Origin of the sequence: Pseudomonas sp. Z5-35 (assembly GCF_051131945.1) — a bacterium.
GTDB lineage: Bacteria > Pseudomonadota > Gammaproteobacteria > Pseudomonadales > Pseudomonadaceae > Aquipseudomonas > Aquipseudomonas marvdashtae.
In genome coordinates this window covers 173,204-185,999 of record NZ_CP071640.1, presented here as the reverse complement: position 1 = coordinate 185,999, position 12,796 = coordinate 173,204, and the positions used below count along the sequence as shown (strand labels likewise).

General features: G+C 62.7%; 13 protein-coding genes. 11 read left to right on the top strand and 2 right to left on the bottom strand.

Translation table 11 applies throughout. From position 1 onward, the window contains the following. Window positions 1-22: 22 nt before the first annotated feature. Window positions 23-745, bottom strand: a complete 723-nt coding sequence (gene rph / locus J3P95_RS00840) for a ribonuclease PH (protein ID WP_060740056.1) — start codon at window positions 743-745, stop codon at window positions 23-25. A 270-nt stretch (window positions 746-1,015) separates the two neighbouring features. Here rph and J3P95_RS00835 point away from each other — a divergent pair, with 270 nt between their 5' ends. From J3P95_RS00835 to J3P95_RS00810, 6 genes are all read left to right on the top strand, one after another. After that, the gene (locus J3P95_RS00835; protein ID WP_434559947.1) at window positions 1,016-1,879 is read left to right on the top strand and encodes a YicC/YloC family endoribonuclease; all 864 of its coding nucleotides are present in this window, start codon (window positions 1,016-1,018) and stop codon (window positions 1,877-1,879) included. A 12-nt stretch (window positions 1,880-1,891) separates the two neighbouring features. Further along, window positions 1,892-2,512: a guanylate kinase gene (gene gmk / locus J3P95_RS00830; RefSeq protein WP_047735756.1), complete on the top strand. Its 621-nt coding sequence runs from the start codon at window positions 1,892-1,894 to the stop codon at window positions 2,510-2,512. A 166-nt stretch (window positions 2,513-2,678) separates the two neighbouring features. Beyond that, window positions 2,679-2,942 (top strand): DNA-directed RNA polymerase subunit omega, encoded by a 264-nt coding sequence (rpoZ, locus tag J3P95_RS00825; RefSeq protein WP_003177259.1) that lies wholly within the window; start codon window positions 2,679-2,681, stop codon window positions 2,940-2,942. Window positions 2,943-3,002: 60 nt separating this feature from the next. Continuing rightward, entirely contained in the window at window positions 3,003-5,108 is a 2,106-nt protein-coding gene (spoT, locus tag J3P95_RS00820) for a bifunctional GTP diphosphokinase/guanosine-3',5'-bis pyrophosphate 3'-pyrophosphohydrolase (RefSeq protein ID WP_434559945.1), read from the top strand. A 36-nt stretch (window positions 5,109-5,144) separates the two neighbouring features. Next, on the top strand, window positions 5,145-5,525 hold the full coding sequence (locus J3P95_RS00815) for a RidA family protein (RefSeq protein WP_085685905.1): 381 nt from the start codon (window positions 5,145-5,147) through the stop codon (window positions 5,523-5,525). Between the two features lie 56 nt (window positions 5,526-5,581). Continuing rightward, entirely contained in the window at window positions 5,582-6,322 is a 741-nt protein-coding gene (locus J3P95_RS00810; RefSeq protein ID WP_434559943.1) for a hypothetical protein, read from the top strand. A 68-nt stretch (window positions 6,323-6,390) separates the two neighbouring features. Here the strand turns inward: J3P95_RS00810 and J3P95_RS00805 are convergent, their stop codons facing one another. After that, the gene (locus J3P95_RS00805; RefSeq protein ID WP_434579102.1) at window positions 6,391-7,248 is read right to left on the bottom strand and encodes an SDR family oxidoreductase; all 858 of its coding nucleotides are present in this window, start codon (window positions 7,246-7,248) and stop codon (window positions 6,391-6,393) included. A 188-nt stretch (window positions 7,249-7,436) separates the two neighbouring features. On the opposite strand from J3P95_RS00805, the gene exbB reads away from it, so the two are divergent. The 5 genes from exbB (at window position 7,437) to recG (ending at window position 12,777) form a co-directional block, all read left to right on the top strand. After that, on the top strand, window positions 7,437-8,414 hold the full coding sequence (gene exbB / locus J3P95_RS00800; protein WP_434559939.1) for a tonB-system energizer ExbB: 978 nt from the start codon (window positions 7,437-7,439) through the stop codon (window positions 8,412-8,414). Window positions 8,415-8,420: 6 nt separating this feature from the next. Next, window positions 8,421-8,849 carry a TonB system transport protein ExbD gene (exbD, locus tag J3P95_RS00795; RefSeq protein ID WP_305497902.1) on the top strand — a complete coding sequence of 143 codons (429 nt, stop codon included), beginning with the start codon at window positions 8,421-8,423 and terminating at the stop codon, window positions 8,847-8,849. Next, entirely contained in the window at window positions 8,846-9,601 is a 756-nt protein-coding gene (locus J3P95_RS00790) for an energy transducer TonB family protein (protein ID WP_305497900.1), read from the top strand. Before exbD ends, J3P95_RS00790 begins: the two co-directional genes overlap by 4 nt. 170 nt (window positions 9,602-9,771) lie before the next feature. Next, a complete protein-coding gene (locus J3P95_RS00785) occupies window positions 9,772-10,692 on the top strand; it encodes a hydrogen peroxide-inducible genes activator (RefSeq protein WP_186615182.1) in 921 nt (306 codons plus the stop codon). A 9-nt stretch (window positions 10,693-10,701) separates the two neighbouring features. Next, window positions 10,702-12,777, top strand: a complete 2,076-nt coding sequence (recG, locus tag J3P95_RS00780) for an ATP-dependent DNA helicase RecG (RefSeq protein ID WP_434579103.1) — start codon at window positions 10,702-10,704, stop codon at window positions 12,775-12,777. The last annotated feature ends 19 nt before the right edge of the window (window positions 12,778-12,796 follow it).

Here is a 12,796-nt window from a genome sequence, read left to right as displayed (position 1 = left end):
CCTTGTCTGAAGCGCAAAACGATCAGTCGGCCAACGCGGCCTTTTGCAATTCGAAGATTTCGTTCATGCCTTTCTTCGCCAGCTCCAGCATAGCGTTCAAATCTTCCGGCTGGAACGGTGCGCCCTCAGCGGTGCCCTGGACTTCGATGAAGCCGCCAGCGCTGGTCATGACCACGTTCAGGTCAGTCTCGGCGGCGGAGTCTTCCAGGTAGTCCAGATCCAGCACCGGCTCGCCTTGGTACATGCCGACGGAAACCGCGGCGATCATCTGCTTGAGCGGGTCGCCGCCCTTGAGGCCGCCACGCTTCTTGATCACTTTCAAGGCATCCACCAGCGCGACCATGGCGCCGGTAATGGACGCGGTGCGGGTGCCACCGTCAGCTTGGATCACGTCGCAATCGACGTAGAGTGTCACGTCGCCCAGCTTCGACATGTCCAGCGCGGCACGCAGCGAGCGGCCGATCAAACGTTGGATTTCCAAGGTACGGCCACCCTGCTTGCCACGACTGGCCTCGCGCTGGTTCCGTTCGCCAGTGGCGCGCGGCAGCATGCCGTATTCGGCGGTCAGCCAGCCCTGGCCCTGGCCTTTGAGGAAGCGAGGCACGCCGTTTTCGACGCTGACGGTACAGATGACTTTGGTATCACCGAATTCGACCAGTACAGATCCCTCGGCGTGTTTGGTGTAGTTGCGGGTAATGCGGATCGAGCGAAGCTGATCGGCAGCGCGACCACTTGGACGTTTCATAGAGGACACCTGTACAGAGGACGGAAAACTGCCGAGCATTATAGAGCCGCGAATCGCCATAGGGGCAGTTCTAAAAAGCTGACGCGACGAGTGAGTGCGCTCAAAGCCCCAGCCGACGGGCTGCAGCGCTTTGTTACCGGAGCTGTTTGGGCGCTTGCGTCGCACTGCGCTACAATCCTGCGCCTTTGCTGTCCTTCAGCATTTATCCACAGATCCCAGGCCGCACGACCACCGACCGGTCGTGGCCGGCCTGCATTGCGAGGAACCCCCATGGTGCACAGCATGACCGCCTTCGCTCGTGTCGAAAAGGCCGGCGCCCAAGGCACGCTGAGCTGGGAGCTGCGCTCGGTCAACAGCCGTTACCTGGAGCCGCACCTGCGCCTGCCCGAGTCCTTCCGCGATCTGGAAGGCGCCGTGCGCGAAGCGCTGCGCCAGGGCCTGTCCCGGGGCAAACTGGAGTGCACCCTGCGTTTCACCGAAGAAATCACCGGCAAAGCCCTGCAAGTAGACCGTGAGCGCGCCGCGCAATTGGTCGCCGCCGCCGAAACCGTCGCCAGCCTGATCAACAACCCCGCCGCCCTGAATCCGTTGGAAGTCCTGGCCTGGCCCGGCGTACTGGTGGGCGACGCGAGCGACCCGCAAGCACTGAATGCCGAAGCGCTGGCGCTGTTCAATCAAGGTTTGAAAGAACTCAAGGCCGGTCGCGAGCGTGAAGGCGCGGAGCTGGCCCGGCTGATCAATGAACGCCTGACCTCCATCGAGGGAGACGTCGTCACCCTGCGTGAACTGGTCCCGCAGATGCTCGCCACCCAGCGCCAGAAAGTCCTCGACCGCTTCGCCGACATGAAAGCCGAACTGGACCCGCAGCGCCTGGAACAGGAAATGGTCATGCTCGCGCAAAAGAGCGACGTGGCAGAAGAACTGGATCGCCTGAGCACCCATATCATCGAAGTCCGCCGGGTGCTCAAGTCCGGTGGCGCGGCCGGCCGCCGCCTCGACTTCCTGATGCAGGAACTCAACCGCGAAGCCAACACACTGGGCTCCAAAGCCTTCGACCCGCGCAGCACCCAGGCTGCGGTCAACCTCAAAGTGTTGATCGAGCAGATGCGCGAACAAGTGCAGAATATTGAGTAAGGCTAACCCGACATGACCCACAGCACCGGCACCCTCTACATCATTTCCGCGCCCTCGGGCGCTGGCAAGACCAGCCTGGTCAAGGCATTGATCGATGCCGAGCCGCAGATCCGCGTCTCGGTCTCCCACACCACTCGCGCCATGCGCCCGGGCGAAGTGAACGGGGTGAACTATCACTTCGTCGACCGTGAAGAGTTCGTGCGAATGGCCGAGCACGGCGACTTCCTCGAGCGCGCCGAGGTCTTTGGCAATCTCTACGGCACGTCGCAAAGTTACCTGCAGCAGACCCTCGACGAAGGCCACGACCTGATCCTCGAAATCGACTGGCAAGGCGCCGAGCAGGTGCGCAAGCTGATGCCCCAGGCCCGTTCGATCTTCATCCTCCCGCCGAGCCAGCAGGCGTTGCGCCAGCGCCTGACGAACCGGGGCCAGGACAGCGACGAGATCATCGAAGGCCGGATGCGCGAAGCGGTCAGCGAAATGAGCCACTACGTCGATTACGATTACCTGATCATCAACGACGATTTCGCCCACGCACTGGACGACCTCAAGGCTATTTTCCGCGCCAGCCAGCTCCAGCAGAAACGCCAGCAGCAACGTTTCGGTAAATTATTGGCCGAACTGCTGGGCTGAACCGCTCTTCCCAAAACCGCTGCGAGGGCTTTACATTGGTGCTCGCAGCGCGTCGAGAGGTTGGTCAAAAAATCAGCGCTTCCCTAAACGCTGGTGTTTTTTTAAACTGTCGAGTCCGCTCGCCCAACCGGGCAGCGCGCATATTGCATTCGCTCCGAGGAATACCATGGCCCGCGTAACCGTTGAAGACTGCCTAGAACACGTGGAAAACCGCTTTGAGCTGGTCATGCTCTCTACCAAGCGTGCCCGTCAACTGGCCACCGGTGGCAAAGAGCCGTTGGTCCAGTGGGAAAACGACAAGCCTACCGTGGTAGCGCTGCGTGAAATCGCCGAAGGCCTGATGAGCTACGAGTTCATCGCCAACGCTGAAATCGTTGAAGACGAACCGCTGTTCGCGGCGTTCGAGGACGAGTCCAACGAGGCGGTCTAAGCCTATGCCTGGTCGACGTAGCACGGCGCGGGGTCACAGCAGACGGCAGGAGTCATCATCATGCCGAGCATAGACGCCCTCGCCGATCGCTTATCGGCCTACCTCGGCACGGACCAGGTCAATCTGGTCCGCCGAGCCTATTTCTACGCCGAACAAGCCCATGACGGCCAGCGCCGCCGCAGCGGCGAAGCGTACGTCACGCACCCGCTTGCAGTGGCGAATATCCTTGCCGACATGCACATGGACCATCAAAGCCTGATGGCCGCCATGCTGCATGACGTGATCGAAGACACCGGTATTGCCAAGGAAGCGCTCCAAGCGCAATTCGGCGAAACCGTGGCCGAACTGGTTGATGGGGTCAGCAAACTGACCCAGATGAACTTCGAGACCAAGGCGGAGGCCCAGGCTGAAAACTTCCAGAAAATGGCCATGGCCATGGCGCGCGATATCCGCGTGATCCTGGTCAAGCTCGCCGACCGTCTGCACAACATGCGCACCCTGGAAGTGCTGTCCGGCGAAAAACGCCGGCGCATCGCCAAGGAAACCCTAGAGATCTACGCACCCATCGCCAACCGCCTGGGCATGCACGCGATCCGCGTCGAGTTCGAAGACCTCGGCTTCAAGGCCATGCACCCGATGCGTTCGGCGCGGATCAACCAGGCCGTCAAGCGCGCCCGGGGCAACCGCAAGGAAATCGTCAACAAGATCGAAGAGTCCCTGAGCCATTGCCTGGCAATCGACGGCATCGAGGGCGAAGTCAGCGGGCGGCAGAAACACCTCTACGGCATCTACAAGAAAATGCGCGGCAAGCGTCGGGCCTTCAACGAGATCATGGACGTCTATGCGTTCCGGATCATCGTCGACAAGGTCGACACCTGCTACCGCGTGCTGGGCGCTGTACATAATTTGTACAAGCCGTTGCCGGGACGCTTCAAGGACTACATCGCGATCCCCAAGGCCAACGGCTACCAATCGCTGCATACCACGCTGTTCGGCATGCACGGCGTGCCGATCGAAATCCAGATCCGCACCCGCGAAATGGAAGAGATGGCCAACAACGGCATCGCTGCCCACTGGCTCTACAAATCCAGCGGTGACGAACAGCCCAAGAGCACCCACGCCCGGGCCCGGCAGTGGGTCAAGGGCGTACTGGAAATGCAGCAGCGCGCCGGTAATTCCCTGGAATTCATCGAGAGCGTGAAGATCGACCTGTTCCCGGACGAGGTCTACGTCTTCACGCCCAAGGGCCGGATCATGGAGCTGCCCAAGGGCTCCACGGCCGTCGACTTTGCCTATGCGGTGCACACCGACGTCGGCAACAGCTGCATCGCCTGTCGCATCAACCGCCGCCTGGCACCGTTGTCCGAACCACTGCAAAGCGGCTCCACCGTCGAGATTGTCAGCGCTCCCGGCGCACGGCCCAACCCGGCGTGGCTCAACTTTGTGGTCACCGGCAAGGCCCGCACCCACATCCGTCATGCGCTGAAACTGCAACGTCGCTCCGAATCCATCAGCCTCGGCGAACGCCTGCTGAATAAAGTGCTGAACGGCTTCGACAGCTCGCTGGACAAGATCCCGGCCGAACGCGTGCAGATCATGCTCAACGAATACCGCCTCGAATTGATCGAGGACCTGCTCGAAGACATCGGCCTGGGCAATCGCATGGCCTACGTCGTCGCTCGCCGCCTGCTGGGCGAAGGCGAACAGCTGCCAAGTCCCGAAGGCCCGCTGGCGATTCGCGGCACCGAAGGCCTGGTGCTCAGCTATGCCAAGTGCTGCACGCCAATTCCGGGCGACCCGATTGTCGGTCATCTGTCCGCCGGCAAGGGGATGGTGGTGCACCTGGACAACTGCCGCAACATCAGCGAAATCCGCCACAACCCGGAAAAATGCATCCAGCTCTCCTGGGCCAAGGATGTCACCGGCGAATTCAATGTCGAGCTGCGGGTCGAGCTGGAGCACCAGCGCGGCCTGATCGCCCTGCTGGCCAGCAGCGTCAACGCCGCCGACGGCAACATCGAGAAGATCAGCATGGACGAACGCGATGGCCGCATCAGCGTTGTCCAACTGGTGGTCAGCGTGCACGACCGCGTGCACCTGGCCCGCGTGATCAAGAAACTGCGCGCCTTGACCGGCGTCATCCGCATCACCCGGATGCGCGCATAGCGCCTCAACTGCCGCCCTCATTACAAGGAGTCATCAATGACCAAGACCGTTATCTCCAGCGACAAGGCCCCGGCCGCCATCGGCACTTATTCCCAGGCGATCAAGGCCGGCAACACGGTCTATATGTCGGGCCAGATCCCACTGGACCCGAAAACCATGGAGCTGGTCGAGGGCTTCGAAGCCCAGACCGTGCAGGTATTCGAGAACCTGAAGGCCGTGGCCGAGGCTGCGGGCGGTTCGTTCAAGGACATCGTCAAGCTCAACATCTTCCTCACCGACCTGAGCCACTTCGCCAAGGTCAACGAGATCATGGGCAAGTATTTCGACCAGCCTTACCCTGCCCGCGCCGCCATTGGCGTGGCCGCCCTGCCAAAGGGCTCGCAGGTCGAGATGGACGCCATACTGGTCATCGAGTAATACAGGTCGGCGCAGCGTCCCCCGCTGCGCCGTTTTCGTTCTGAAAGGAATCCACCATGCGCAAAGCGCTTGCTCTCTCGCTGCTCGCCCTGCTTCTCGGCGGCTGCGCCAGCGACCCTGCCGACCGTGACATCAGCGGCACCTGGATCAACCAGGCGGCCATCGACGCTGCCGCCAAGGGTGGCCCGCTTCGCGAAGCGCTGCAGGGCTACGGCCCGAACCTGGAGTGGGATGTCAACACTCGGGCCGGCCAGGCGCGCTACACCAACGGCTTCGAAAACGTCGAAGGCAAGTTGCTCGGCGAACAGGACGGCGCCTGGAAGGTCGACTTCTACGGCAGCTCGGCCAGCGAACTCAAGCGCGACGGCGACCAGTTGAGCCAGGCTGCCACCGAGAACGAACCGCAGCAGGTGTTCGACCGTGCGCAAGTCCAGGTACCGGAAGGCGCACCGATCGGCGCCAGCTTCGAGCGCGCGTTATATGCCGCCTACCTGGGTGGCACTTGGAAAATCAACGAAGGTCCCGGCCAAGGCGCCACGGTGCAATTTCAACCCGACGGCCAGGTCAGCGGCCTGCCCGGCGCTGATCGCTACGCATTGTGCCTGGCTGGCGACTGCGCCTCCATGAGCGGCGGCAACGACAACATCTGGCTGCAACAGAACGGCCAGGGCAACACCTGGATCTTTGCCCGTGACGGCAAGAAACTGGAAATCTTCCAGACCGTGAATGCAGCACTGGCCGATGAGATGCCGTCGTTCACGCCGGGTGATCGCAAATGGGTGCTTGAAAAGCAGTAGCCCTGCCTGAAGGAGCCCTGGTGGGAGCGAGCAAGCTCGCTCCACAGCGGTTTTTGGCGACTGGAAAATCAGCAACGCCCTTCGAGAATCGCCGCATACCCTTCGCGAAAACTCGGATAACGCGGCGTCCAGCCCAAGGCCTTGGCCCTGGCGTTGCTGCAACGCTTGCTGCCGGCACGACGCACGCTGGCGTCTTCGGCCCACTCGGAGATGCCCATGTATTCGCGCAGCCAGCCCACCACCTCCGCCAACGGCGCGGGCGCATCGTCGACGCCGATGTAACAATCCTCCAGCGCCTTGCCCTGGCGATCGGCTTCCAGCAGGAACGCCAGCAGGCCGGCGGCATCGTCGGCGTGGATGCGATTGGCATATAGCGGCGGATCGGTCACTACGCGATAACCCTGGCGCACCTGGCTCAGCAACCACTCACGGCCCGGACCATAGATGCCGGTCAAGCGCACGCAACTGGCCGGGATACCGCTGTCCAAGGCCACCTGTTCGGCTTCGAGCATCAGCCGACCGGAATATCCGCCGGCCACCGTAGCCGAGGTTTCATCCACCCATTCGCCCTGCTGCTGCCCATAAACGCTGCTGCTGGACACAAAAAGCAGGCGCTTGGGCTGCTGGCCATGCTGTTTCAACCAGCCCAACACATGTTGTAACCCTTCGACGTAAGCCTTGCGATAGCCCGCTTCGTCATGGTCGGTGGCGGCGGCGCTGTACACCAGGTAATCCAACGGATCCGTGGGCCAATCGGCGGGGCATTGTTCGCTGAACAAATCCCCCGCCACCCCAATGACCCCGGCTGGCAGGTTAGAAACCGTCCGCCGCAAGCCATGGACCCGCCAATGCTCAGCCACTAATTGGCTGGCCAGGCGGCCGCCGATATCACCGCAGCCGGCGATCAAAACAGAAGGCGCGGACATCAAGATTTCCTCTGGCAAAGCCGCAGACTAGCCTCCGCAGGGGACGAGCGGCTAGCCATGTGAGAAAAAAAGTTACTGTATTACTTTTGTTAACAAGAATTACTTGCAATAATGCGTGCCACTTTTGTTCTCGGCCTCACGAGGCCTGGAAGAACATCAACCTTCTTTTTTTCTCAGGTCCGGCCAGCATGACACGCTCACTCTTCTCCGCTTCGCCAACCAACCGCCCTCGCGCCTGGAGCGCCACGGCGGCCTTGCTGCTTAGCCTGCTGTTGGCGCCCGGCGCTTTTGCCGATGCGCAAACGCCGGCCACCGCTCCCGCCACGGGGCCAGCCGCTACCCAGGCGCCGACCGACGCTGCCGCTCCCGTAGCGACGCCAGCAGCCAGCGACCCGACCCAGGCCGTGGAAGCCAGCGCCGCAGACGCCCCTCAAGTGCTCGAAGCCGATAACACCTTGGGCATGGCCCACGACCTGTCGCCTTGGGGCATGTACAAGAATGCCGACATCATCGTCAAAGCCGTAATGATCGGCCTGGCCATCGCCTCGATCATCACCTGGACCATCTGGATCGCCAAAGGCTTCGAGCTGCTGGGCGCCAAGCGTCGCCTGCGGGGTGAAATCGCTGCGCTGAAAAAAGCCACCACCCTCAAGGAAGCCAGCGCCACCGCTGCGAAGGAAGGCACCCTCGCCAACCTGCTGGTGCACGACGCGCTCGAAGAGATGCGCCTGTCGGCCAACAGCCGCGAGAAAGAAGGCATCAAGGAACGCGTGAGCTTCCGCCTCGAGCGCCTGGTCGCCGCCTGCGGTCGCAACATGAGCAGCGGCACCGGCGTGCTCGCCACCATCGGCTCCACCGCACCGTTTGTCGGCCTGTTCGGCACCGTCTGGGGGATCATGAACAGCTTCATCGGCATCGCCAAGACCCAGACCACCAACCTCGCCGTCGTAGCCCCCGGCATCGCCGAAGCCCTGCTGGCAACGGCGCTGGGCTTGGTCGCGGCAATCCCGGCCGTGGTCATCTACAACGTTTTCGCCCGTTCCATCGCTGGCTACAAGGCGCAAGTGTCCGACGCTTCGGCCGAAGTCCTGCTGCTGGTCAGCCGCGATCTGGATCACCTGCCGCCCGAGCGCGGCGCGCAACCGCACATGGTGAAAGTGGGGTAATCGGCCATGGGCCTGCATTTGAAAGAAGGCGCAGACGACGATCTGGCCGAGAACCACGAAATCAACGTCACGCCGTTCATCGACGTGATGCTGGTGCTGTTGATCATCTTCATGGTGGCCGCCCCGCTCGCCACCGTGGACATCAAGGTTGATCTCCCCGCGTCGACGGCCAAGCCGTCGCCACGCCCTGAGAAACCGGTGTTCTTGAGCGTCAAGGCCGACCAGCGCCTGTTCCTGGGCGAAGAGGAAATCAAGGTCGACAGCCTCGGCGCGACCCTGGACGCCAAGACCCAGGGCAAGAAAGACACGACGATTTTCTTCCAGGCCGACAAAGGCGTGGATTACGGCGACCTGATGAGTGTGATGGACGCCCTGCGCGGTGCCGGCTACTTGAAAGTCGGCCTGGTCGGACTCGAGACGGCGCCGAAGAAATGATCACGACGCGCCAAAAGCTGACGCGTTACAGCGGTAGCCTGGCCGTGGTGCTAGGCGTGCATGCGCTTGCCATCGCGCTGGCGCTGAACTGGACGACACGTGCGCCCATCGAATTGCCCCCCCAGGCAATGATGGTCGAACTGGCGCCAGTTCCTGCGCCACCACCGCCTGCGCCACCGAAAGTCGTCACACCGCCGCAACCTCCCGAGCCGGTCGAAGAATTGCCGCTGCCTAAACTGGCCGAAGCACCGAAGGCGGAAATCGCCGTGCCCAAACCGGTCAAGCCCAAGCCCAAGCCACAACCGCCCAAGCCCAAGCCAGTGGAGAAAAAGCCGGAGCCGCCGAAGGAAACGCCGTCGGAGCAAAAGCCCGCCGACACACAGCCAACCCAGGCACCGACCGAGAAGTCAGCGCAACCGGCTCCTGGTCCGTCCCCCGCACAGATGGCGGCCAAGGCCAGTTGGCAAGGCACGCTGCTCGCGCACCTGGGCAAGTACAAGAAGTACCCGGCCAGCGCCCAAGCACGTGGCAAGGAAGGCATGAACCGCCTGCGGTTCGTGGTGGATGCCGAAGGCAACGTGGTGTCGTTCGAACTGGTGGGCAAGTCAGGCAATGCCGATCTGGACCGGGCCACCCTGGAAATGATCCGTCGCGCCCAGCCGCTGCCCAAGCCACCGGCCGACCTGTTGAGCAACGGCACGGTGGAACTGACGGCACCGTTCCTCTATTCCATCGACAAGCGCCGGCGCTGAGTTCCAGACACGCCCCGCCACATGAAAACAAGGCACCGAAAGGTGCCTTTTTCATATCCGGCAACGACCCAACTCACATTCGCCAGTGTCGCACCGCGCCCGCAGTCTGATAACGTGCGTCTATCGATTGCAGCCGGTATGCTTGGCTCGCAACTTCACGGACGCTCGCCATGACCCTCACAGAATTACGCTACATCGTGACCCTCGCCCAAGAGCAACATTTCGGCCATGCGGCCGAGCGTTGCCATGTCAGCCAACCGACGCTTTCGGTGGGCGTGAAAAAGCTTGAAGACGAGCTCGGTGTGCTTATTTTCGAGCGCAGCAAAAGCGCGGTGCGCCTCACGCCGGTCGGCGAAGGCATCGTTGCCCAGGCGCAGAAAGTGCTGGAGCAGGCCCAGGGCATTCGCGAACTGGCCCAGGCCGGCAAGAACCAACTGACCGCCCCGTTGAAGGTCGGCGCGATCTACACCGTCGGACCGTACCTGTTCCCGCACCTGATTCCGCAACTGCACCGGGTCGCCCCGCAGATGCCGTTGTACATCGAAGAAAACTTTACCCATGTGCTGCGCGACAAGCTGCGCAACGGCGAGCTGGACGCCATCATCATCGCCCTGCCGTTCAACGAAGCCGATGTCCTGACCCTGCCGCTCTACGATGAGCCGTTCTATGTCTTGATGCCAGCGCAACATCCGTGGACTCAGAAAAAAACCATCGACGCCGCCCTGCTCAACGACAAGAGCCTGCTGTTACTGGGTGAAGGCCACTGCTTCCGCGACCAGGTGCTCGAAGCCTGCCCGACCCTGACCAAGGGCAGCGAAGGCGCCAAGCACACCACGGTGGAGTCCAGCTCCCTGGAAACCATTCGCCACATGGTCGCCTCGGGGCTGGGCATTTCGATCCTGCCGCTGTCCGCGGTAGACAGCCATCACTACGCTCCAGGCGTGATCGAAGTGCGTCCACTGACGGCGCCCGTGCCGTTCCGCACCGTTGCCATCGCCTGGCGCGCCAGCTTCCCGCGACCCAAGGCCATCGAGATCCTCGCCGATTCGATCCGCCTGTGTTCCGTGGCCAAGCCGCCCGCCGCCAAGTAAGCCGCTGCCATGACTGAGCTGTCGAAAGTGCCGGTCACGACGCTCAAGGGTGTTGGTGAGGCCATGGCCGAGAAATTGGCCAAGGTCGGCCTGGAAACCCTTCAGGACGTGCTGTTTCATCTGCCGCTGCGTTATCAGGATCGCACCCGCGTGGTGCCCATCGGTCATTTGCGGCCGGGGCAGGATGCGGTGGTGGAAGGCACCGTCAGCGGCGCCGACGTGGTCATGGGCCGACGGCGCAGCCTGGTGGTGCGCCTGCAGGACGGCACCGGCGGGCTCAGCCTGCGCTTCTATCATTTCAGCAACGCGCAAAAGGAAGGCCTCAAGCGCGGCACCCGCGTGCGCTGCTACGGTGAGGCGCGGCCCGGTGCCTCCGGGCTGGAGATCTATCACCCGGAATACCGCGCCATCACCGGTGACGAACCGCCGCCCGTGGCCGAAACCCTGACGCCGGTCTACCCGCTCACCGAAGGCCTGACCCAACAACGCCTGCGCCAGCTCTGCCAACAAACCCTGACCCTGCTCGGCCCCACCAGCCTGCCCGACTGGCTGCCCAAGGAACTGGCGAGGGACTACCAATTGGCGCCGCTGGCCGATGCGATTCGCTATCTGCATCACCCGCCCGCCGATGCCGACGTCGAAGAACTCGCCCTCGGGCATCACTGGGCCCAGCATCGCCTCGCCTTCGAAGAACTGCTGACCCATCAACTGTCCCAGCAACGCCTGCGCGAAAGCCTGCGCTCGCTGCGCGCCCCGGCCATGCCCAAGGCGACGAAACTGCCGGCCCGCTATCTCGCCAACCTTGGTTTTGCCCCCACCGGCGCCCAGCAAAGGGTCGGCAACGAAATCGCCTACGACCTCAGCCAGCCCGAGCCGATGCTGCGGTTGATCCAGGGAGACGTTGGCGCCGGCAAGACCGTGGTCGCCGCCCTCGCCGCGCTGCAAGCGCTAGAGGCGGGCTATCAAGTAGCGTTGATGGCGCCCACCGAGATCCTGGCCGAACAACACTTCATTACCTTCCAGCGCTGGCTCGAACCGCTGGGCATCGAAGTCGCCTGGCTGGCCGGCAAACTCAAGGGCAAGAACCGCGTCGCCGCCCTGGCGCAAATCGCCGCAGGCGCGCCGATGGTGGTCGGCACCCACGCCTTGTTCCAGGATGAAGTGCAGTTCAAGAACCTGGCCCTGGTGATCATCGATGAACAGCACCGCTTCGGTGTCCAACAGCGACTGGCCCTGCGGCAGAAAGGCGTCGGCGGAAGGATGTGCCCGCACCAACTGATCATGACCGCCACGCCAATTCCCCGGACATTGGCGATGAGCGCCTACGCCGACCTCGACACCTCGATCCTCGATGAATTGCCCCCAGGCCGCACGCCAGTCAACACCGTGCTGGTCACCGACACCCGCCGGGTCGAAGTGATCGAACGCGTGCGCGGCGCTTGCGCCGAAGGGCGGCAGGCCTATTGGGTGTGCACGTTGATCGAAGAGTCGGAAGAGCTGACCTGCCAGGCGGCCGAAACCACTTACGAAGACCTCACTGCCGCCCTCGGCGAGTTGAAGGTCGGGCTGATCCACGGTCGCATGAAACCCGCCGAAAAAGCCGCGGTCATGGCCGAATTCAAAGCCGGAGCCCTGCAATTGCTGGTCGCCACGACGGTGATCGAGGTTGGCGTCGATGTGCCCAATGCCAGCCTGATGATCATTGAGAACCCCGAGCGCCTGGGCCTGGCGCAGCTGCATCAGCTGCGTGGCCGGGTTGGCCGGGGCAGCGCCGCCAGCCATTGCGTTCTGTTGTACCACCCGCCGCTGTCACAGATCGGTCGCCAGCGGCTGGGGATCATGCGCGAAACCAATGACGGTTTTGTCATCGCGGAGAAAGACCTTGAATTGCGCGGCCCCGGTGAAATGCTCGGCACGCGCCAGACGGGTCTGCTTCAATTCAAAGTGGCCGACCTGATGCGCGACGCCGATCTGCTCCCGGCAGTACGCGACGCCGCCCAGGCATTGCTCGAACGCTGGCCCGACCACGTCAGCCCGTTGCTGGACCGCTGGCTGCGTCACGGACAGCAATACGGCCAAGTGTGAGCACGCGCTCAGTTTTCTG

What these genes read in the sequence shown, in the direction of transcription:
- J3P95_RS00805 (WP_434579102.1), bottom strand. Translation starts at nt 7,248, where the DNA reads ATGTCCGCGCCTTCTGTTTTGATCGCCGGCTGCGGTGATATCGGCGGC.
- J3P95_RS00810 (WP_434559943.1), top strand. Translation starts at nt 5,582, where the DNA reads ATGCGCAAAGCGCTTGCTCTCTCGCTGCTCGCCCTGCTTCTCGGCGGC.
- gmk (WP_047735756.1), top strand. Translation starts at nt 1,892, where the DNA reads ATGACCCACAGCACCGGCACCCTCTACATCATTTCCGCGCCCTCGGGC.
- exbB (WP_434559939.1), top strand. Translation starts at nt 7,437, where the DNA reads ATGACACGCTCACTCTTCTCCGCTTCGCCAACCAACCGCCCTCGCGCC.
- J3P95_RS00815 (WP_085685905.1), top strand. Translation starts at nt 5,145, where the DNA reads ATGACCAAGACCGTTATCTCCAGCGACAAGGCCCCGGCCGCCATCGGC.
- J3P95_RS00835 (WP_434559947.1), top strand. Translation starts at nt 1,016, where the DNA reads ATGGTGCACAGCATGACCGCCTTCGCTCGTGTCGAAAAGGCCGGCGCC.
- rpoZ (WP_003177259.1), top strand. Translation starts at nt 2,679, where the DNA reads ATGGCCCGCGTAACCGTTGAAGACTGCCTAGAACACGTGGAAAACCGC.
- rph (WP_060740056.1), bottom strand. Translation starts at nt 745, where the DNA reads ATGAAACGTCCAAGTGGTCGCGCTGCCGATCAGCTTCGCTCGATCCGC.
- spoT (WP_434559945.1), top strand. Translation starts at nt 3,003, where the DNA reads ATGCCGAGCATAGACGCCCTCGCCGATCGCTTATCGGCCTACCTCGGC.
- J3P95_RS00790 (WP_305497900.1), top strand. Translation starts at nt 8,846, where the DNA reads ATGATCACGACGCGCCAAAAGCTGACGCGTTACAGCGGTAGCCTGGCC.
- exbD (WP_305497902.1), top strand. Translation starts at nt 8,421, where the DNA reads ATGGGCCTGCATTTGAAAGAAGGCGCAGACGACGATCTGGCCGAGAAC.
- J3P95_RS00785 (WP_186615182.1), top strand. Translation starts at nt 9,772, where the DNA reads ATGACCCTCACAGAATTACGCTACATCGTGACCCTCGCCCAAGAGCAA.
- recG (WP_434579103.1), top strand. Translation starts at nt 10,702, where the DNA reads ATGACTGAGCTGTCGAAAGTGCCGGTCACGACGCTCAAGGGTGTTGGT.